This is a genomic window from Microbacterium caowuchunii (assembly GCF_008727755.1).
Lineage (GTDB): Bacteria > Actinomycetota > Actinomycetes > Actinomycetales > Microbacteriaceae > Microbacterium > Microbacterium caowuchunii.
On record NZ_CP044231.1, the window covers coordinates 2,785,732 to 2,806,770 of the forward strand.

Here is a 21,039-nt window from a genome sequence, read left to right on the forward strand (position 1 = left end):
CTGAACGGTGCCGGGGTTGAAACGAATCAGCATGAACGGAGGACGACACTCTCGGCCGTTTGACAGGAACGCCGACCCCGGCATATCGTCTCTTGACACAGGGGCTGAAACGATTCATCGCAGGGTCCCTCAACGACGAGGGCAGGTGTCTTCGTCGAGAAAGGCACCCATGACCCGCGTCTGCTTCGAGCTCCAGATCGCGCCCGACCTCGTCGACGAGTACGTGGCGCGGCACTCCCCCGTCCACCCCGAGATGCTCGCCGAGATCGCCGCATCCGGACGCCGCAACTACTCGCTGTTCCTCGGCGAGGGTGGCCGCCTCATCGGTTACTACGAGACCGACGACGACGCGGCGGCACAGGCGTACCTCGCCGCCTCCCCCGTGGCGGCGCGCTGGGAAGCCGAGATGTCCCGCTTCTTCGTCGGCCTCGACGGTCGCCCCGACCAGGCGGCGACGCCGCTGACCGAGGTCTTCCACCTCGCCGATCAGATCGCCGGTACGCAGCCCTCCTGACCCATCCCCTCCGGCGCCGGACACCGACGACGCCGTTCCGCACGTTAGTTTGAAACGATTCACCACCCGGAAGGTCCCCACATGACACTGTTCTCCCCCGAACAGCTCGCGACACTCGAGTCGCAGAGCATCGAGCTGCCCAGTTGGGCGTTCGGCAACTCGGGCACGCGGTTCCGCGTGTTCGGCACCGAGGGCACGCCCCGCGACGTGTTCGAGAAGGTCGCGGACGCGGCCGAGGTCAACCGGCTGACCGGGCTCGCGCCGTCGGTCGCCCTGCACATCCCGTGGGACAAGGTCGACGACTACGCCGCCCTCCGCCGGCACGCGGAGGACCTGGGCGTCGCCCTCGGCACCGTCAACTCCAACACCTTCCAGGACGAGGACTACAAGTTCGGCGCCCTGACGCACGAGGACGACCGCATCCGGAACAAAGCGATCGCGCACCACCTCGAGTGCATCGACGTCATGGACGCCACCGGCTCCCGCGACCTCAAGATCTGGCTCGCCGAGGGCTCCAACTACCCCGGCCAGACCGACATGCGCTCCCGCCAGGACCGCCTGAACGACTCGCTGCGCCAGATCTACGCCCGGCTCGGCGAGAACCAGCGCCTGGTGCTCGAGTACAAGTTCTTCGAGCCGTCGTTCTACCACACGGACGTCCCGGACTGGGGAACGTCCTACGCCCAGGTCGCGACCCTCGGGGACCGGGCCATGGTGTGCCTGGACACCGGTCACCACGCGCCCGGCACGAACATCGAGTTCATCGTCATGCAGCTGCTGCGTCTCGGCAAGCTCGGCTCCTTCGACTTCAACTCGCGCTTCTACGCCGACGACGACCTCATCGTGGGCGCAGCCGACCCGTTCCAGCTGTTCCGCATCCTGGTCGAGGTCATCCGCGGCGGCGGCCTCAACAACCCCGATGTGGCCTTCATGCTCGACCAGTGCCACAACGTCGAGGCGAAGATCCCCGGTCAGATCCGCTCCGTGCTCAACGTGCAGGAGATGACGGCACGCGCGCTGCTCATCGACCACGACGCCCTGTCCGCCGCGCAGCGCGCGAACGACGTGCTGGGCGCTCAGGCGGTCTTCATGGACGCCTTCTACACCGACGTCCGCCCGGCCCTGGCCGAATGGCGAGAATCCCGGGGTCTCCCGGCCGATCCGATGGCCGCCTACGCGGCCTCCGACTACCAGGCCACCATCGAGGCGCAGCGCGTCGGCGGTACCCAGGCCGGATGGGTGCGTGAACCACATGAAGACGCAGAAGCGCACCATGACCGCATGGAAGGCGACCATCGCCGTCGCCATGTCCAACTACATCGAAGCGGGCGCCATCATCGCCCTCGCCACGAGCCTCACCCTGTGGCAGGAGGCCTTCGGCTTCGACAACGGGATGGTCGGCGTCGTCGCCGCCCTCTCCGCCAACGCCTTCGGGTCCGCCATCGGCGCGCTCATCGGCGGACCGCTCTGCGACCGTCTCGGCCGCAAGTTCATCTACACGTACGACCTCATCGTGTTCATGGTCGGCGCGCTGCTGGTGACGTTCTCGCCGAACCTCGGCGTACTGCTGGCCGGCGTGATCCTCATGGGCATCGCGGTCGGCGCCGGCGTCCCGGCATCGTGGACCTACATCGCCGAGGAGGCCCCGAGCGAACAGCGCGCGGCCCACGTCGGCACCGCACAGCTCGCCTGGTCGATCGGACCGGCGATCGGCTTCCTCCTCGCTGTCCTCGTGGGACCGCTCGGCCTGGCGGGCTCGCGGCTCATCTTCGCCCACCTGTTCGTCATCGCGGCGATCACCTGGTGGGTGCGCCGCGGCCTCCCCGAGTCCACGCGCTGGAAGGCGCAGCGCGCCGCCGAGATCGAGGCGGGCGAGCGCATCTCGTTCTTCTCCGGCGTCGCGGGGCTGCTCAAGGACCGCAAGAACTACGGAGCGCTGCTGTTCCTGCTCGGCGTCTACGGCCTGTGGAACACGGTCGCCGGCCAGGCGGGGATCTTCCAGCCGCGCGTGTACGCCGCCGCCGGCCTCGAGGACCCGACCGCCCAGAACCTCCTGCAGGTGCTGGTCTGGTCCCTCACGGCCCTCGCCACCTACTTCGGCTTCATGAAGTACGGTGACCGCGTCAACCGCCGCTGGCTGTACTTCGGCGGCGCGGCGCTCGGCGTCGTGGCCTGGGTGGTGCTCATCTTCGCCCCTCCCGGTGTCGTCTCGCTGCTCTTCTTCGCCGTCGCGTGGGGTATCTCGGCCGGTCTCGGCGCGCAGGCCTTCTACGGCCTGTGGACCGCAGAACTGTTCGCGACCCGCTACCGCGCCAGCGCGCAGGGCATGCTGTTCATGCTGGCCCGCGTCATGGTGGGCCTGCTCAGCCTGGTCTTCCCGATCCTCCTGACCAGCCTCGGTCTCGAGTCCGTCGGCGTGATCATCCTGGGACTGCTCGTCGCCGCGCTCCTCATCGGTACCATCTGGGCGCCGAAGACCGAGGGCAAGACCCTCGAGGAGATCGAGCACGAGCGCTACGGCGACCGGACCCCGGTGGAGACGCCGGTACCCGGAAACCTCTGACCCGGCCACACCCGCCGCATCCACCGACACGACATCCGCACCACGGAGAAGGACCCCTCTCATGACGAACCCCACCGCCGCTGAGCTGATCGCGCGCAGCAATCGCCTCGGCGCAGACCCCAAGAACACGAACTACGCCGGGGGCAACACCTCGGCCAAGGGCACCGACACCGACCCGGTCACGGGCGAGCCGGTGGACCTGCTGTGGGTCAAGGGGTCCGGTGGGGACCTCGGCACACTGAAGGAGTCGGGCCTCGCGGTCCTGCGCCTGGACCGGATGCGTGCCCTCGTGGACGTCTACCCGGGCCTGGACCGCGAGGACGAGATGGTCGCCGCGTTCGACTACTGCCTGCACGGCAAGGGCGGCGCGGCACCCTCGATCGACACGGCGATGCACGGTCTGGTGGATGCGGCGCACGTGGACCACCTGCACCCGGACTCGGGCATCGCGATCGCGACGGCGGCGGATGGCGACGCGCTGACCTCGACCATCTTCGGCGACAAGGTGGTGTGGGTGCCGTGGCGTCGTCCCGGCTTCCAGCTGGGTCTGGACATCGCGGCGATCAAGGCGGCGAACCCGCAGGCGATCGGCTGCATCCTCGGTGGACACGGCATCACCGCGTGGGGCGACACCTCCGCCGAGGCGGAGTCGAACTCGCTGTGGATCATCGACACGGCCGCGGCGTACATCGCCGAGCACAGCAAGACCGATCCGTTCGGCGGGGTCCGCGCCGGGTTCGAGGCGCTCCCGGAGGCCGAGCGTCACGCCCGCGCCGCCGCGCTCGCCCCCACCATCCGCGGGCTCGCCAGCCACGACAAGCCGATGGTCGGCCACTACACCGACTCGGACGTCGTGCTCGACTTCCTCGCCTCCGAGAAGGCACCCGCGCTCGCGGCGCTCGGCACGAGCTGCCCCGATCACTTCCTGCGCACCAAGGTCAAGCCGCTCATCCTCGACCTGCCCGCCACCGCCACGGTGGAGGAGCAGATCGCCCGTCTGGAAGAGCTGCACCAGGAGTACCGGGCCGACTACCAGGCCTACTACGACGCGCACGCCACGGCGGAGAGCCCCGCGATCCGCGGCGCCGACCCGCTCATCGTGCTCGTCCCGGGCGTCGGCATGTTCAGCTACGGCGCGAACAAGCAGACCGCCCGCGTGGCCGGGGAGTTCTACGTCAACGCCATCAACGTGATGCGCGGCGCCGAGGCCCTCTCCACCTACTCGCCCATCTCGGATGCGGAGAAGTTCCGCATCGAGTACTGGGCGCTGGAAGAGGCGAAGCTGCAGCGCATGCCGAAGCCGAAGTCGCACCAGGGCCGCATCGCCTTCGTCACCGGCGCCGCATCCGGCATCGGCAAGGCCATCGCCACCCGCCTCGCCGCCGAGGGCGCCTGCGTCGTCGTCGCCGACCTCGACCTGGAGAAGGCGCAGGCCGTCGCCGCCGAACTCGGCAGCACCGACGTCGCCATCGGCGTGGCCGCGAACGTGGCCGACGCCGCCGGCGTCCAGGCCGCGATCGACGCGACCGTGCTCGCCTTCGGCGGCATCGACCTCGTCGTCAACAACGCGGGCCTGTCCCTGTCCAAGCCGCTACTGGAGACCACCGAGAAGGACTGGGACCTGCAGCACGACGTGATGGCCAAGGGCTCCTTCCTCGTCTCCAAGGCCGCCGCGAAGGCACTCGTCGCGCAGAAGATGGGCGGCGACGTCATCTACATCTCCTCCAAGAACAGCGTCTTCGCCGGCCCGAACAACATCGCCTACTCCGCCACCAAGGCAGACCAGGCCCACCAGGTCCGCCTCCTCGCGGTCGAGCTCGGCGAGCACGGTGTGCGCGTCAACGGCATCAACCCCGACGGCGTCGTGCGCGGCTCCGGCATCTTCGCCGCAGGATGGGGCGCCAACCGGGCCAAGACCTACGGCGTGAACGAAGAGGACCTCGGTCAGTTCTACGCGAACCGCACCATCCTCAAGCGCGAGGTCGTCCCCGAGAACGTCGCCGACGCGGTGTACGTGCTCACCGGCCCCGAGCTCAGCCGCACCACGGGCCTGCACATCCCGGTGGACTCCGGCGTCGCGGCCGCCTTCCTGCGATGACCTCCTCCCCTGCTCCCCGCGGCGCCGAGGCGCCGCGGGGAGCCGAGGCGCCGCGGGGAGCCGCCGGGCGCGGAGGCGCCGTGGCGGCCGTGGACCTCGGTGCGACGAGCGGCCGGGTCATCGTCGGGCACGTCGGACGCGACACCCTCCACCTCGACCACATCGCGCGGTTCGCGAACGGCCCCGTGCGACTCGCCTCCGGACTGCACTGGGACCTCACCGGTCTGCTCGCGCACGCCCTGGACGGACTGGCGCAGGCGGTCCACGCCGAGTCGGCCATCGCGAGCGTCGGGATCGACTCCTGGGCGGTCGACTACGTCCTCATGCGCGGCGACCGGATGCTGGGCGAGCCGTTCCACTACCGGGACGACCGCACCGCCGGCGGAGTCGAGGCCGTCCACGCCGTCGCCGGGTTCGACGAGCTCTACACCCGCAACGGGCTGCAGTTCCTGGCGTTCAACACGCTGTACCAGCTGGCCGCCGACCGCCGGGACGGTCACCTCGACGTGGCCGACACCGCGCTCCTCGTGCCCGACGCCCTCGCCTTCCAGCTCACCGGTTCGCGCGTCACGGAGCGGACCAACGCCTCCACGACCGGCCTGCTGCGGGTGGCGGACGCACAGTGGGACACCGAGCTGATGGCACGCCTGCAGCTGCCCGTCGGTCTCTTCCCCGACCTCGTCGATCCCGGCACCTCCCTCGGTACGCTGCGGCCGGCACTGACCGAACAGGTCGGCGCCGCGCTCGAGGTCGTCACCGTCGGTTCGCACGACACCGCCTCCGCGGTCGTCGCCATCCCGATGGCGGATCCGGAGACCTCGGCGTACATCTCCTGCGGCACGTGGGGACTCGTGGGTCTCGAGCTGGACAAGCCGGTGACCACGGATGCGGCGCGTCTGGCGAACGTGACCAACGAGGGCGGGGTGGACGGCCGCGTGCGCTTCCTCCACAACGTCATGGGTCTCTGGCTGCTCAGCGAGTCGGTGCGCCAGTGGGAGCGCGACTCCGGGCAGGCCATCGACCTGCCGACCCTCCTCGCGGATGCGGCCGAGGTGCCCGCCGCATCCGTCGCCGTCTTCGACGCCAACGACCCGGTGTTCCTCGCCCCCGGCGACATGCCGGGCCGGATCGCCCACTGGTACCACTCGCACGACCTCCCGGTTCCCGCCACGCGAGCCGCATTCGCACGCGCGATCGTGGAGAGCCTGGCGGAGGCGTTCGCCCGCACCGTGCGCACGGTAGCCGAGCTCGCCGGCCGCGAGGTGGACACGATCCACATCGTCGGCGGCGGGGCGCTGAACACCCTGCTGTGCCAGCGCACCGCCGACCGTGCCGGGCTGACCGTGCTCGCCGGCCCGGTCGAGGCCACGGCACTCGGCAACGTCCTGGTCCAGGCCCGGGCGCACGGCTGGCTGGGCCGCGACGCCACCCTGGAGGACATGCGCGCCCTCGTCTCCCGGACGACGGCGCCGCGACGCTATTCTCCGCGCGCCTGAGGCGTTCCGCGCAGCTTCCTGCGCCGTCACGAAGGGGTCACGCCGAGCGTGGCCCCTTCGTCGTCTGCGGGGTCGGCCGGCCTCCGATCCCGCCGAACCGGGGTGACTCCCCGGGTGATCTGAAACATCATCCTGGGGTGATCCGAAGGGTGGTGCGGGGGTCCTCGGCCCCGGCTCCGCTGCCGGATACGCTCGCAGATGACCCGCGACTGCGCAGGTGAAATCAGGGAAAAACGAAGAATGGACACGTGACGCTGATGTGCACACGAGTTGTATGGCCGGACGCCAACGGATCGGTCATCGTAGGCCGCAACATGGACTTCCACATGGATCTGCTCACCAATCTCTGGAAGCTGCCGCGAGGGATCGAGCGCACCGACGGCGCCAACGGCACGCTCACCTGGAAGGCGAAGTACGGCAGCATCGTGGCGACCGCCTTCGACCTCATCGCCACTGACGGCATGAACGAGGAGGGCTTCGCCGGCCACATCCTCTGGCTCGCCGAGTCCGACTACGGCAAGCCGGCCGCCGACGCCACCCAGCTCAGCCAGGCCGTGTGGCTGCAGTACTACCTGGACAACTTCGCCACCGTCGCCGAGGCGGTGGAGTGGACGAACTCCTCGCAGGTCCAGATCGCGCAGCTGTTCGATCCGACCGGACACCTCGTGCCGACCCTGCACCTCGCCATCAACGACGCCACCGGCGACTCGGCGATCATCGAGTACACCGACGGCAAGCCGAAGGTGTACCACAGCCGCGAGTACCAGGTCATGACCAACTCCCCCACCTATGACAAGCAGCTCGAGCTCGTCAAGGAGATCGACGGACTCGGCGGCGACAAGCCGCTCCCCGGCTCGACCCTGGCCAGCGACCGCTTCGCCCGCGCCTCGTACTACGTCGCGCACCAGGTGCAGCCGAAGACCCAGATCGACGCGATGTCGGCGATGTTCAGCATCATCCGCAACGCGGCGCAGCCGTTCCGCACCCCGGAGCCCGGCAAGCCCGACGCGTCGCAGACCATCTGGCAGGTCGTCCTCGACCTCACCAACAAGCGTTACGCGTTCGAGTCGACCACGCGCCCCAACATCGTCTGGGTCGACTTCGACGAGGTGAGCTTCCACGAGGGCACCAAGGTGCTCAAGCTCGACCTGGTGGGGCGCCTCGCCCTCGAGGGCGGTCTCGTGGGCAACGCGAGCCACCAGTTCCACGACGTGGGCGAGCTCGCTGACGAGGCCCTCGCGACCGGTGTGAAGGCCCTCGAGTGGGTCGCCCGGAAGCAGGACGAGTTCGCGGCCGTGCAGAAGGCCGTGCAGGACCTCGTGGGCGCCAAGAAGTAATCCCCCGAACGCAGAAGAGCGGTCCCGGGCGCCCAGCCGGGGACCGCTCTTCTGCGTCCCACCCTGCGCACGTCCCGCTCGCCGTCCGCACGTCGTCCGCACGACCGCTCGCCGTCCGCACGACCGCTCGCCGACACGCGGCACGTGGAGGCCGACACGCCGCGCCCGTCGCGGCACGTCGTGCGCACGGCACGGCCGCGGAAGCGCTCAGGGCTGCGGAGCGCTCAGGCGGATGCGGCGCGGTCACACGCGGTGGAGCCGCGACGCAGCAGTGCCGGCTCGACGACGATCCGCTGATGGAGGTGCGCCCCGGTCTTGTCCCCGATCTCCTCGAGGAGCATCGTCATCGCGGCCGTGCCCATCCGCTCGCCGTGCATGGCGAGCGTCGTGAGGGTCACCGGCGTGGACGCCGCCGTCGTGTTGTGGTCGCAGCCCTGCTCGATCAGGTGCCGGGCCGCGAGGTATCCGACCTGCTCGTTGTCGACGACGACACTGCAGACGTCGTCCGCGCCCGAGTCGTAGTTGATGAGAGATCGTCGCGGAGGGGACGCCGGTCCTCGGGACAGGCGAATCGGTCGCGGAGGCCCTCGAGCACCCGCGTCGACATCCCGGATGGTGCGACCCTGGTCGTGGGCGACCGGCAGGTCCCCGGTCCCGGAACGGTCCGCCTCCCCCTGGCCTGATTGCACGGCCCGCAGTTCCCGGCGGGCCGTGCAATCGACGCGGCGTCCTCCGCCTCGCGGTGGCGCGCTCCTACTTGTTCCCGCCGGCCTGACCGGCGTTGCGCGGGGCGAAGCCTCCGCCGTCCACGCTGAGCACCTGGCCGGTGATCCACCGCGCCTGGTCGGTCAGCAGGAAGAACGCCGCTGCGGCGATGTCCCAGTTGTTCCCCTCGGTCTTCATCGCGACGTTCTGCACCCGGATCTCGCGCTGCTCCTGCGTCATCCCGCGGGCAGCGAACGCACCCCAGATCATTCCGACGCGCACGCAGTTCGCCCGGATGCCGCGCGGCGCGAGGCTGCCCGCCGCACCGACCGTCAGCCGCTCCAGCGCCGATTTGCCGAACGAGTAGGGCAGACCCGGTCCGCGGCCCTCGGCCGCGCCCGATGACACGGTGACGATCGAGCCGCCCCGCTCCATGTACTTCTGCGCGTGCCGCATGACGTACCAGACGGCCGTGAAGTTCAGCCGCATGGCCGCCTCGAACTCGTCCGGCGTCGCGTCGAACATGGGCTGCACGCCGCCGCCGCCGATCGAGTCCGCGACGACGTGGATCGTGCCGAATCGCTCCGCCGCCGCCGCGACGGCGGCCGCGACCGAATCGTCGTCCATGACGTCGACCTCGAAGTACTCGGCCTCGCCGCCCTCGGCGCGGATGGCGTCGACGGTGCGGGCGCCGGCAGCGGGGTCGCGATCCAGCACCGCGACCGCGGCACCGTTGCGGGCGCAGAGCCACGACAGCGCGAAGCCGACGCCGCCTTCGGGGCCGCTCAGGCCGCCGCCGGCGATCAGCGCCACCTTGCCGGTCAGCCAGGGCTCTCCGGCGTGGGCGAGCGGGTCGGATACGGGGACGTCCCAGGTCTCGGGTGCGGTGTCGGTCATGGGTGTGCGGCCTCTCTGCCGGTGGATGGGAAGGGGTGGGTCAACGTACGGGGAAGGACTGGCCGGACCAGATGCCGAGCACCCGGAACACCATCGACATCGCGGCGTTGCGCGATCCGGCCACGATGATCGGCAGGGTCGCCGGCTTCGCGTCCGCGATGGTCGGATGGAAGTGGTCGTCCTCGAAGGGGCCGCCGGGGAGCCCGCCGAGTCCCTTGCCGACCGCGCGCAGCTGCGCCTCGGTCTTGCCGGCGTGGGCGACGATCCACTCCCGGACGTCCTGCTTGCTCATCCCCGCGGAGGCGAAGAGCCGGGCGTGCTCGGGATTCAGGATGATGCCGGTCGGGCTGTGCCTGCCGATCAGCGCCCCCGAGCGCTGGATGGTGTCGGCGAAGTCGGCGAGGACCTCTTCGTGGCTCGTGAAGCTCCGGTTGTCGACCACCTCGAAGGTGCGCACGAGCGTCGCGGCGACGGCGCTCTGTCCGGGGGCGAGTCCGGCTTCGACCGAGAGGGGCTCCCACGGGCTGTCCTCCTCGTTCTCACCGATGCACAGCTGCCACCGACCGACCGTACCGATCGTGGCCTGCTCGAGTTCTCGCGGGCGGATGCCGAAGCCGTTACGGACGGTCAGCCCGATGGCTCGCGGGATGGTGGCGTTGGCGCGGAAGCCCGGACCCAGGGCGCCGCCGGCGGAGTTGATCTCCAGCTGTGCGCGCACGGGGCCGTTGACCACGATGAGGGGTCCCGGTCCGCTGGTGGACTGCCACCCGCCGCCGCGCGCCGACCTCTCCGCCGACAGCGCATCCCAGACGGCGAGCACGACCGGGAAGTACTCCGGAAGACACCCCGCCATCACGGAGTTCACCGCGACGTCCCGCACGGTCACCCGGCGGTCGAGCTGCGGGTGCTCGGCGACGACCTCATCGGGATCCCGGGCGGTGGTCGCCAGGAACTCCGCGACCGTCGCGGCCGTCGCGGGCAGGGCGGGCAGGCCGTCCGTCCAGCCCTGTTCATAGAGGTGGGCGGCGACGGCGTGGGCGACCTCGGGGTCCAGGACCGCGGTGGTCATCGCGCTCCCGGGCCGTTCCCTGCCAGGGCGGGCTCCCCGACGAGCCGGCTCTGGACCTGCGCGGCGAGGTCGGCGGCGCGCGCGTCGATCTCCTCCGCGGTCAGGTTGGCGATGGGATGCGGTGTCAGCAGGTACGGGAAGTCGGGCGCGCCCTTGAGCGCCGCCATCGCCGAGGACGGTTGCACGAAGGCATCGGTGCAGATCACGGCGGTCGGGATCCCGACGGCCTCGAGGGCGATCGAATCCGCGACGGCGGATGCGCTGCACGAGCCGCAGTCCCCCACGCCGATCACGACGACGTCGCACTCGCGGATGAGCTCCTCGACGAGGTCCTCGGGCAGCGGCATGGCGAATTGCGTCTTGGTACGGGGAATGAGCTCGGCGAGCTCGGTGGTGGCCGCCAGGCGGACACCGATCGCGTCCAGGATGCGGTCGGCGTTGCGCTTGGTGTTGCCGAGGAGCCCGACCCGCAGACCCGTCAGATCGGCGGGTCGCGGGGCATCGGCGGGGACGATTCCGCCCGCGCTCCGCAGGCCTGCGGTGGGGTCGATGATGTCGGCGGTCATGATGTGCCTCTCGGGTCGGCCAGCACCACTATCGCGCTCGGGGCGGAGGGCACGGGCGGGTGATTCCGTCGGATGGAACCCGTTCAACGTACGCGGCGGGGTTGCCGCGCCGGGCGTGGGCGGTGCGACGGGTCCCGGTCGCACCGCCCACGGAGCGGGCCTCAGCCCTTCCAGGTCATCGTCAGCCAGTTGAGGTTGCCGGTGGCGGTGTCCGCATCCGGCTCCACGAGTCCGTCCCAGCGCGTCGTGTTGACGCTCGGGAAGGAGGCGTTCGTCCACACCAGCGGCGCGAAGAAGATCAGCTCCTTCGCGCGCTGCTGCATGTCCGCGAAGTACGCGGCCCGCTCCGCACGTTCGGGCGTCGAGTTGGCGCCGTCGATCGCGGCCTCGATCTCCTCGTCGCAGACGCCGGACGGGTTGCGAGCGGCGATGTTGTCCGGGTTGCAGGCGTACCACCGGGCGATGCCGAGACCGGGGTCGCTCGAGACGGTGGTGCGCAGGAACGCCAGGTCGAAGTTGCTCTGCACGTACACCTGGTCCGTGAAGATCTCGGAGGTCACCGCCTCCAGGTTCACCCCGATGCCGACGTCGGCGAGCATCGACTTGGCCTGCTCGGCGATCGCGACGGTGTCGGTGAGGACGGAGATGTACTTCACGTTCAGCGTGAACCGGGTGCCGTCGGCGCCCACCGGGTAGCCGGCGGCATCCAGCTTCTTGTTGATCGCGTCCGGGTCGTACGGGAAGTCCTTCGCGAAGTCGATCGACTCGTCCTTGGCCCAGCCGAGGGAGTCGGGGAAGAAGCCGTCAGCCGGCTCGCCGTATCCGGCGAGCGCCGCGGAGGCGAATTTGTCGCGGTCGAGCGCGGAGAACACCAGCGCCCGCACCTCGGGATCGGCGAGGTATTCGTTGCGCGCGTTCATCTCCACGACGACGCCCTGGGCGAAGAACCCCTTGGTCAGGTGGACCAGTTCGGGCTTGCCCTCCAGCTGGTCGAGCTGCGACGCGTCGATGGCCGCCTTGTCGACCTCGCCGGAGATGAGAGCGAGCGCCCGGGTGTTCGTGTCGCCCATCACCGGGTAGATCGCCCGGTCGACCTTCACATCCCCGCGCCAGTAGTCCTCGTTCTTCACCAGCACGACCTCGGACCCGGAGGAGAAGGACTCGAACTTCATGGGTCCGGTGCCGATGGGTGCCATATTGGCCGGGTTCGTGACGTAGTCCGTGCCCTCGTACAGGTGCTTCGGGATGAGCACCTGCAGGGCGAGCGTCTCGAAGAACGGACCGTAGTTGGAGTTCAGGTTGAGCACGACGGTGTGGTCGTCCGGGGTGTCGATCGAATCGATGGAGTTGACCAGCGGCGCCCCGTAGGTCTGGAACTCCATGATCTCCTCGAAGTTGAACTTGACGTCCTCCGCGGTGAAGGGCTCCCCGTCGTGCCAAGTGACGTCCTGCTCGAGATCGAACGTCAGCGTCGTGTTGTCTTCGTTGAACTCCCAGGACTTCGCGAGCATGGGGAAGATGTCCGCCTCGGCGGTGATCCCCACGAGCGTGTCGAAGACCGCCGCGCCGAACGCGGTCGTGGCGGGCGAGTTCGTCAGCTGCGGGTTGAAGCTGCTCGGGTCGGCCTGGATCGCATCGATGTAGACGTGTTCGACGTCGTCGGCCGCGTCGCCGCCACCGCTTCCGCCGCCGGAGCAGCCGGCGATGAGCAGCGCTGCGGACGCGACGACCGCGAGTGCGGCGAATCGGGTCTTGCGTGAATCGGACATGCAACTACCTCTCTGTAGTCGGGGCGGAGGCCCCAGGTGTCGTGGTGCGGTGTGCGATCGTCCACGCACGCGAGCGGCCGGTCATGGCAGCGTCTCGAGCGTGAGTTCGGAGGCGAGCAGACTCTGGGTGTACGGATGCTGCGGGTCGGTGAAGATCTGGTCGGTCGGTCCGGTCTCCACGATCTCGCCGGACTTCATGACGTAGACGCGGTCGGCGACCTTCTTCACGACCGGAAGGTCGTGGGTGATGAACACGTACCCGACCCCCAGTCGTTCGGTGAGTCCCCGCATGAGCCGCAGCACGCCGGCCTTCACCGAGGCGTCGAGGGCCGAGACGGCCTCGTCCGCGACGATGATCTGCGGGTCGAGCACGATCGCCCGGGCGATCAGCACGCGCTGGCGCTGACCTCCACTGAGCTCCTGCGGGTAGCGGTGCACGAAGTCCTCGGCCGGTCCCAGGCCGACGAGATCCAGGACCTCGGCGACCTTCTGGTAGACCGCTGTCCGGCCCTTGGCCATCTCGTGCAGCCGGACGATCTCGGCGATGGTCCGGCCGACGGTCTTGCGCGGGTTCAGCGACCCCGACGGATCCTGCAGCACCGCCTGCACGGTGCGGCGGAAGGCCTTGCGCTGCGCGGTGTTCATCCGGGTGATGTCCACGCCGTCGATCCGGATGGAGCCGCCGGTGGGCTCGATGAGCCCGAGCAGCATCCTCGCCAGGGTGCTCTTCCCCGATCCGCTCTCGCCCACGATGGCGATGAACTCGCCCGGTGCGGCGGTGAGGTTCGCGTCGATCACCGCGTGCACCTCTCCGGCGGCCCGCCGGGACCGGAAGGACTTGGATGCGTGGTCGACCTCGATCATGCGTGATCTCCGTTCCTGACGAGTTCGTCGATCTCCCGCCGCAGCTCCGGCGGGATGGACCAGAGCTCGGTGTCCTTCTCGGTGAGACTGCGGACGCTGCGCAGCAGCGCCTGCGTATAGAGGTGCTGCGGGGAGTCGAGGACCTGACGGGTGGGCCCCGATTCCACGACCCGGCCGGCGTACATCACGTAGATCCGCTCGGTCATGCTGGCAACGACCGCGAGATCGTGCGAGATCATGATCAGCGCCGTGTCGAGCGCCGCCACGGTGTCCGACAGCGTCGCCAGCACGTGGCGTTGCACGGTCGCGTCCAGCGCGGTGGTCGGCTCGTCCGCGAGGATGAGGTCCGGCCCCTTCGCGATGCCGATCGCGATCAGCACGCGCTGACGCTGACCACCGCTCAGCTCGTGCGGGTACCGGCCGGCGAGGTCCACGGCATCCTCGAGTCCGGCGAGCTGCAGGAACCGCAGGATGTCGGGCGAGTCCACGGGGACCCGCTTCCCGCGGTCGGCGGGAATGGCCTCGCGGACCTGCGCCCCGACCTTCATGACGGGGTTCAGGAACGTGAGCGGGTCCTGGAAGATCATGCCGACCGAGCGCGTGCGCACCTCATCCCAGGCCTTCGGGCGGGCGCCGACCATCTCCCGGCCGTCGAACCGGATGGATCCGGAGACGCGCACCCGCGGGTTCGTCGGCAGCAGCCCCGCGATGGCGCGGCCGGTCACGGATTTGCCCGATCCGGACTCCCCCACGATGCCGACCCGTTCGCCACGACGCACCTCGAGGCTGACGGAGGTGACCGCCTCGATCTCGCGTCGGGGACCGGTGGGCAGGAACACCCGCAGGTCGGAGACCTGCAGGAACGGGGTGGAGTCGCCGGGGGCGCCGTCCTGTGCGGACCCGGGGCTCGGTGCGGAAACGAGGGTTGTCATTTCACCTTCCCGATCGAAGGGTTGAGGGCGTCGTTGAGCGCGTCGCCGAGGAGGTTGATGGCCAGCACGACGAGGAAGATGCACAGGCCCGGGAAGACCGCGAGCCACCACGCCGTGGAGATGTAGGGCTGCGCTTGGTTCAGTAGCGCCCCCCAGCTGGGCCGGTTGGCGTCGCCGATCCCGAGGAAGGAGAGCCCGGACTCGGCGAGGATCGCGCGGGCCACCGTCATGGTGGTGGCGACCATCACCGGCGGCATGGCGTTGGGCAGCACGTCGGACCAGAGGATACGCAGGCTGTGGAAGCCCGCCGCCCGCTGCGACTCGACATAGCCGAGCTGGGAGATGCGCATCGCCTCGGCGCGCACGACACGGGCGACGCCCGGCCACATCGTGATCGCGAGGATCGCGACGATGATGGTGACGTTGGAGCCGAGCAGCGACGCGGCCACGAGCGCCAGGATGAGCCCCGGGATGACCTGGAAGAACTCGGAGATCTTCACCAGGACGGTGTCCAGGAATCCCCCGTAGAAGCCGGCCAGTCCCCCGACGATCAGCGCCAAGGTCAGGCACAGCACCGCGACACTGAAGCCGACGAGCAGCGAGACCTGCCCACCCATGAGCACCCGGGCGAGATAGTCGCGTCCCAGGTTGTCCGTCCCGAGCGCGAACTCGCCGCCCGGCGGGACGAACGTGGGGTTGTTCGCGGCGAACGGGTCGACCGTGAACAACGGCCCGACGAACGACGCGAGGACGATGAGGATCACGATGGGCAGGAAGATCCGCGCGGTGGGCTTGCGCAGGAACACCCGCCACACGGCATCCGGGTTGGCGTTCCGGCCCCGGGGGACCGTGCCGATGGTCGCCGTCCGATCCGGTCTCAGCTGTTGCACGGTCATGCTGCACTCCTCGCGGACCGCATCACTCGGCTCCGCAGCCGGGGATCGACGAGTCCATAGACGATGTCGGTGATCACGTTGATGACGAGGATCGTGACGGTCAGGATGATGACGACGCCGAGCACCAGCATCGTGTCCTGCCGTTCGATCGCGCCGATGAACAGCAGGCCCATGCCCGGCCAGCCGAACACGCGCTCCACCAGCACGGAGCCGGCGAGGATGTGGCTGAGGCTGAGCCCAACCACGGTGACCATGGGCAGCAGGGCGTTCGGGAGCGCGTGGCGCCAGAGCGCCGTCCGCTCGGAGAGGCCCTTGGAACGCGCCGTGTCCATGAAGTCCTGGCCGAGCGACTCGATCATCGAGGACCGCATGATGCGGGCCTTGAAGGCCAGCTCTGCGGTCGCCATCGTCACCAGCGGCAGGATCATGTACTGCACGGCGATGCCCTCCTGCCCGTAGGGCGCCTTGCCCTGAGTGGGGAGCCAGCCGAGCTCGACCGAGAAGACGATGATCAGCATGAGGCCCAGCCAGAAGTTCGGCAGCGAGAACAGGGCCACGGAGCTTCCGGACAGCAGGCTGTCGAGCCAGCGCCGGCGCGTCTTGGCGGCGATGGCGCCGATCAGGACGGCGCCGATCGTGGAGAGGATGAAGGACGGCACGGCCAGGGCCAGGGTGTTCCCGATGCGCTGGCCGATCAGGTCGATGACCGGCACCTGCGTGCCGAAGGAGACGCCCAGATTCCCGGTCAGCACGTTGCCGACGTAGATCAGGTACCGCTCCCAGAACGGCTTGTCCAAGCCGAACGTCGCGTTGATCTGCGCCCGCAGCGCCTCCGAGACCGGGACGTCTCCGACGAGTGTCTGGATCGGGTCCCCCGGCGCGATCTCGAGCAGGAGGAACAGGATGGTGATCACCGCGATCAGGAGCACGAACGCGGAGAAGATGATGCGGCCGAAGTGGATCAGCATGCCCTTCATGCGGGCACGCGCCGATCCGGCCATGACAGAGCCGACCTGGGAAGCATGGGAGTCTCTCCTTCGAAATACCCAGTGCCTCGCGGTGTCCCGCGGGGCCGGGTGAAGACTCCCAAGGAGCGTCAACAGCGCTCAACGCGCGATTCCGGTGGACGGAATCAGAGAATCGCGACGCGCGTGGCTAGGCCAGACCGGCCTTCCGGCGGTTGAAGGCGACCGTCGCCGGGTGCGGAGGATCGTTCCGGCAGGCGAGGGAACGGGCGATGCGGGTGGCCGTGATGCGCACGGCGTCGATCAGCCGCGCCGGGTCGTCGCGCTCCAGGATGAACACCGACCCCACCGCCGTCTCCACCGTGCCGTCGTCGCCGAAGACCGGCGCGGCGACGGAGCCGGCCCGGGGCGAGATGGTCCCGTTCAACCGGGCGTGCCCGGAAGCCCGGATCCCGGTGAGGGTCGCCCGCAGCTCGTCGGGGTCGGTGACCGTCTTGGGGGTGTACCGCTGCAGCGGGCGGCGGAGATAGTCCTCGATGTCGCCCTCCTGCGCGTAGGCGAGCAGGACGAGGCCGGTGGCGGTGGCGTGCAGCGGCATGCGTCCCCCCATCCGGTTCTCCCCGGAGTAGTTCGTGTGGGAGCGGAGCGCCTCCAGGTACAGGACCTCGTCGCCGTCCCGCACGGCCAGGTGGACGGTCAGGCAGGTGGTCCGGTGCAGCTCCGACAGATGCGGCAGCGCGCTCTCGCGCAGGCGCATCGCATACGTGGAGCTGGAGGCGAGGTCGAGGATCTTCCGGCTCAGCCGGTACTTCCCCGTCTCGTCCAGCTCCAGCCCGCCCCAGGCGACGACCTCCCGGGCGAGCCGGTGCGCCGTCGTCAGCGGGAGGTCGGCGTACCGGGCGATCTCGGTGAGGGTGAGCGCCCCGCGGCCATGCGAGAACGCGCCGAGGACGGCGAGCACCCGATTGGCTGCCGTGCGGGGGGACTCGGTCCGCGGCGCCGTGGCGGAGTCCATGACCATGATCCACTCCCTGGAGGTCGACCGATCCGATCACCCCCACTGTGCGGGTCCCGGCCGACCGCGGGGCGGGCGCTTCCACGGAGCGGGAGACTCGCCCGCCGGATCCGAGGCACGTACGCATTGCGGTCGATTGCACGCTTTGCGTACGCTGGGGGGCGAGGGGCCGGCATCGACGGCGGCCCCGGAGAGATGAGGACGACGATGCCCGGACACCGTAGCAATCTGCCCGCGACCTCGGCGCTGGGGATCGCGCGTCGCGCGCACTGGCGATCGCTGGGCCTGTCGGTGGCCGACCTGACCAAACCGAAGGTCGCGATCGTGAACACCTCCTCGGAGCTGGCGGCCTGCTACGCGCACCTCGACGACATCGTCCCGGTGCTCAAAGCGGAACTGCGCGAGCGCGGCGTCATCCCCTTCGAGATCCGCACCACCGCGCCGAGCGACTTCGTCACGAGCGCGGGGCGCGCGGGCCGCTACATCCTGCCGAGCCGGGACCTCATCGTGGACGACATCGAGGCCGCGGTGGAGGGCGCGCAGCTCGACGCCATGATCTGCCTGAGCTCCTGCGACAAGACCACCCCCGGGCACCTCATGGCGGCCGGGCGGCTGAACATCCCGACCGTGGTGATCCCCTGCGGCTACCAGCACTCCGGCCGCGCCGAGGGGCGCGAGGCGGATGTCGAGGAGGTCTTCCTCCTCGCGGCGAAGGCGGCTGTCACCGGCGAGCTCACCGACGGGCTCGAGGAGCTCGCCGACGACGCGATCCTCGGCCCCGGGGTGTGCGCCGGGATGGCGACCGCCAACTCGATGCACATCGTCGCCGAGGCGCTCGGCATGGCGGTGCCCGGCTCGGCGCCCGTCCGGGCGAACGGGGAACCGATGTGGGACGCGGTGCGACGCTCCGCGGCGGCTCTCGTCGACCTCATCGACCGCGACGTCCGCCCGCGGGACATCATGACCGCGGGCTCGGTCCGCAACGCTGTGCGCGCCATGCTCGCGGTGGGCGGATCCATCAACACGATCAAGCACCTCCAGGCCATCGCGATCGAATCGCACGTCGACATCGATGTCTGGGAGGAGTTCCGGGTCCTCGGCCGGCAGACCCCCCTGCTCGCCTCGGTGCGACCCAACGGCCCCTGGCTGGTGGAGGACTTCGAGGATGCCGGCGGCGGAGCGACGCTCCTGCGGGAGCTCCTGCCCCTCCTCGACGGCGACCGGCTCACCGTCACCGGAGCCACCCTGGCCGAGAACCTCGCGTCGGCCCGGCCCGGCGACGGCCAGGTCATCCGCTCCATCGCCGACCCGTTCGGGACCGACCCGGCGATCACCGTGCTGCGGGGATCCCTCGCCCCCGGCGGAGCAGTGGCCAAGCGCCCGGTGCCCGACCCCGGCCCGGCCATGTTCCGCGGCCCGGCCCGGGTCTTCGGCAATCGCGAGGAGGCCATCGCGGGTATCGCGAGCGGCCGGCTCCGCGAGGGGGACGTCGCCGTCATCCGGGGCATCGGCGTCACCGGGGCGCCCGGCATGGGGATGACCTCGGCGTTCATCTTCGCCCTGCACGCCCGCGGACTCGCGCAGAGCGTGGCGCTCGTGACGGACGGACAGTTCAGCGGCCTGGTGAACCAGGGCGTGACGGTGGGCGAGGTCTCTCCCGAGGCCGCCGCCGACGGGCCGCTCGGCCGCGTCCAGGACGACGACCTGATCGAGATCGACCTGCGCGAGGGTCGCCTGGACCTCCTCGTCGATCCCGCCGAGCTCGCGGCCCGCGCCCCGTACCGCGCGCCGGCCGACCGGGACTCCGGGGGCGGCCTGCTCGACCAGTACGAGCAGCTGGTGCAGCCCCTCGCCTGCGGCGCCGTGCTGTGCGCGCGCACCGGGCTCGCCGTCTGCACCGATGCGGCCGAGTCCGCACGAGAGAAGGAGAACGCGTGAACGCCGCGACGATCCGCCTGCCCGCCCGCGACGTGCCGATCATCGGCGAGTACGACGTCGTCGTCGTGGGCGGGGGCCCCGCGGGCCTCTTCGCCGCGACGGCGGCATCGCGTGCCGGGCGGTCCACCATCCTCATCGAGCGCTACGGCTTCCTCGGCGGCGCCGGCACGATGGGCGGTCTCAGCACGTTCTGCGGGCTGCACGCCCGCGTGTTCGGCGAGGACCGGCGGGTCATCCGCGGTTACGCCGACGAACTGCTGGACCGGATGGCGGCGATGGACGGGCTCAACGAGCCGCACCTGTCGGTGGACAACCGCATCCAGGCGCTCTCCTACGACATCTCCGTACTGAAGATCGCCGCAGACGAGCTCGTCCTGGCCGGCGGCGCGGAGCTCCTGTTCCACACCGCCGTGGTCGATGTCGTGATGTCCGACACCGATCGGATCGATGCGGTCGTGGTCGAGTCCAAGTCGGGGCGCGGCGCCATCCGTGGCCGGTTCTTCATCGACGGCTCGGGCGACGGCGATCTGGCGGCCTGGTCGGGCGCACCCTACGAGCGGTCCGAGCACCTCATGTACCCGTCGCTGATGTTCCGCATCAACGGCGTGCACCCCGAGGAGGCCGGCGAGGCGTGGAAGACCATCCGGACGATCATGGAGGAGGCGGAGGCCGCCGGCACGCATCGCTTCCCGCGGAAGAAGCCGATCGTGCGCCCCCAGCGGAACCCCCTGGAATGGCGGTCGAACCTCACCCAGCTCTCCAACGAGGACGGCTCCGCGGTGGACGGGACGGACGCGCGCCAGATGACACGCGGTGAGATCCAGGGACGGCAGCAGGTCAAGGACACCTTCGCGTTCATCAAGGCGGTGACGCCGGGGTTCCAGGACTCGTACGTCGTCGACATCGCCCCCTCCATCGGCATCCGTGAGACCCGGCGCATCGTGGGCGAATACCAGCTGACCGAGGACGACGTCCTCGGCTGCGCCGACTTCGACGACACGATCGGCGTGAACGGCTGGCCGGTCGAGGCGCACGTGGTCGGGGATGTGGAGTTCCGCTTCGCCCCGGTCGATTCCCGCGGCTACAACCAGCTCCCCTACCGGATGCTGGTTCCCGGCGTCGTGGAGAACCTGCTCGTCGCCGGCCGGTGCGCCTCGATGACGCAGGGCGGCCAGTCCTCCGGTCGCGTCACCGGGCCCTGCTTCGCGATGGGGCAGGCCGCGGGAACCGCCGCGGACCTCGCGCTCCGCGGCGGGACGAGCGCAGCGGGGATCGACGTCGGCGCACTGCAGCAGCGTCTCACGGCAGACGGCGTCTTCCTCGGCACCGACGTCACCGCCGATCTCCTCCGCTGACGAAGACCAAGACGAGGATGCGGGGTCCCGGTCCGGGGCCCCGCATCCTCGTCTTCCGGA

At 70.0% G+C, this 21,039-nt stretch carries 17 protein-coding genes and 2 pseudogenes; 8 read left to right on the forward strand and 11 right to left on the reverse strand.

All coding sequences use genetic code 11. The features are described from left to right. Positions 1-169: 169 nt before the first annotated feature. From F6J84_RS13220 to F6J84_RS13245, 6 genes and pseudogenes are all read left to right on the forward strand, one after another. Positions 170-514 (forward strand): L-rhamnose mutarotase, encoded by a 345-nt coding sequence (locus F6J84_RS13220; RefSeq protein WP_150974275.1) that lies wholly within the window; start codon positions 170-172, stop codon positions 512-514. Between the two features lie 81 nt (positions 515-595). Next, positions 596-1,753: pseudogene (gene rhaI, locus F6J84_RS13225) on the forward strand (L-rhamnose isomerase); the annotation flags it as partial. Between the two features lie 13 nt (positions 1,754-1,766). Further along, positions 1,767-3,077: an MFS transporter gene (locus F6J84_RS13230; protein ID WP_150974831.1), complete on the forward strand. Its 1,311-nt coding sequence runs from the start codon at positions 1,767-1,769 to the stop codon at positions 3,075-3,077. A 61-nt stretch (positions 3,078-3,138) separates the two neighbouring features. Next, positions 3,139-5,175, forward strand: a complete 2,037-nt coding sequence (locus F6J84_RS13235) for a bifunctional aldolase/short-chain dehydrogenase (RefSeq protein WP_150974276.1) — start codon at positions 3,139-3,141, stop codon at positions 5,173-5,175. Continuing rightward, the gene (locus F6J84_RS13240; RefSeq protein WP_150974277.1) at positions 5,172-6,671 is read left to right on the forward strand and encodes a rhamnulokinase; all 1,500 of its coding nucleotides are present in this window, start codon (positions 5,172-5,174) and stop codon (positions 6,669-6,671) included. The genes F6J84_RS13235 and F6J84_RS13240 overlap by 4 nt, the downstream gene beginning before the upstream one ends. A gap of 257 nt (positions 6,672-6,928) precedes the next feature. Next, positions 6,929-8,008, forward strand: a complete 1,080-nt coding sequence (locus tag F6J84_RS13245; protein WP_150974832.1) for a linear amide C-N hydrolase — start codon at positions 6,929-6,931, stop codon at positions 8,006-8,008. 224 nt (positions 8,009-8,232) lie between these two features. On the opposite strand, the gene F6J84_RS13250 is transcribed toward F6J84_RS13245, so the two are convergent. From F6J84_RS13250 to F6J84_RS13295, 11 genes and pseudogenes are all read right to left on the reverse strand, one after another. After that, entirely contained in the window at positions 8,233-8,697 is a 465-nt protein-coding gene (locus F6J84_RS13250) for a substrate-binding domain-containing protein (protein ID WP_150974278.1), read from the reverse strand. Positions 8,698-8,761: 64 nt separating this feature from the next. Beyond that, complete coding sequence (locus F6J84_RS13255; protein ID WP_150974279.1) at positions 8,762-9,610, reverse strand: SDR family NAD(P)-dependent oxidoreductase; 849 nt, start codon at positions 9,608-9,610, stop codon at positions 8,762-8,764. A gap of 40 nt (positions 9,611-9,650) precedes the next feature. Then, on the reverse strand, positions 9,651-10,679 hold the full coding sequence (locus F6J84_RS13260; RefSeq protein ID WP_150974280.1) for a hypothetical protein: 1,029 nt from the start codon (positions 10,677-10,679) through the stop codon (positions 9,651-9,653). Then, positions 10,676-11,245 (reverse strand): UGSC family (seleno)protein, encoded by a 570-nt coding sequence (locus tag F6J84_RS13265; RefSeq protein ID WP_150974281.1) that lies wholly within the window; start codon positions 11,243-11,245, stop codon positions 10,676-10,678. The genes F6J84_RS13260 and F6J84_RS13265 overlap by 4 nt, the downstream gene beginning before the upstream one ends. Positions 11,246-11,406: 161 nt before the next feature. After that, positions 11,407-13,014 (reverse strand): ABC transporter substrate-binding protein, encoded by a 1,608-nt coding sequence (locus tag F6J84_RS13270; protein WP_150974282.1) that lies wholly within the window; start codon positions 13,012-13,014, stop codon positions 11,407-11,409. An 81-nt stretch (positions 13,015-13,095) separates the two neighbouring features. Then, positions 13,096-13,305 (reverse strand): ABC transporter ATP-binding protein, encoded by a 210-nt coding sequence (locus F6J84_RS15845; RefSeq protein ID WP_420846201.1) that lies wholly within the window; start codon positions 13,303-13,305, stop codon positions 13,096-13,098. 102 nt (positions 13,306-13,407) lie between these two features. Then, positions 13,408-13,773 (reverse strand): annotated as a pseudogene (locus tag F6J84_RS15850) (ATP-binding cassette domain-containing protein); the annotation flags it as partial. 101 nt (positions 13,774-13,874) lie between these two features. Beyond that, positions 13,875-14,810 carry an ABC transporter ATP-binding protein gene (locus F6J84_RS13280; RefSeq protein ID WP_150974283.1) on the reverse strand — a complete coding sequence of 312 codons (936 nt, stop codon included), beginning with the start codon at positions 14,808-14,810 and terminating at the stop codon, positions 13,875-13,877. Next, positions 14,807-15,706 (reverse strand): ABC transporter permease, encoded by a 900-nt coding sequence (locus F6J84_RS13285; protein ID WP_150894007.1) that lies wholly within the window; start codon positions 15,704-15,706, stop codon positions 14,807-14,809. The genes F6J84_RS13280 and F6J84_RS13285 overlap by 4 nt, the downstream gene beginning before the upstream one ends. Further along, positions 15,703-16,683 (reverse strand): ABC transporter permease, encoded by a 981-nt coding sequence (locus F6J84_RS13290; RefSeq protein WP_238702509.1) that lies wholly within the window; start codon positions 16,681-16,683, stop codon positions 15,703-15,705. Before F6J84_RS13290 ends, F6J84_RS13285 begins: the two co-directional genes overlap by 4 nt. Before the next feature lie 178 nt (positions 16,684-16,861). Beyond that, positions 16,862-17,692: an IclR family transcriptional regulator gene (locus tag F6J84_RS13295; protein ID WP_150974285.1), complete on the reverse strand. Its 831-nt coding sequence runs from the start codon at positions 17,690-17,692 to the stop codon at positions 16,862-16,864. A 201-nt stretch (positions 17,693-17,893) separates the two neighbouring features. Between F6J84_RS13295 and F6J84_RS13300 the strand changes: the two genes are divergently transcribed. Beyond that, positions 17,894-19,624, forward strand: a complete 1,731-nt coding sequence (locus F6J84_RS13300; RefSeq protein ID WP_202980450.1) for a dihydroxy-acid dehydratase domain-containing protein — start codon at positions 17,894-17,896, stop codon at positions 19,622-19,624. Next, entirely contained in the window at positions 19,621-20,979 is a 1,359-nt protein-coding gene (locus F6J84_RS13305; protein ID WP_150974287.1) for an FAD-dependent oxidoreductase, read from the forward strand. The genes F6J84_RS13300 and F6J84_RS13305 overlap by 4 nt, the downstream gene beginning before the upstream one ends. The last annotated feature ends 60 nt before the right edge of the window (positions 20,980-21,039 follow it).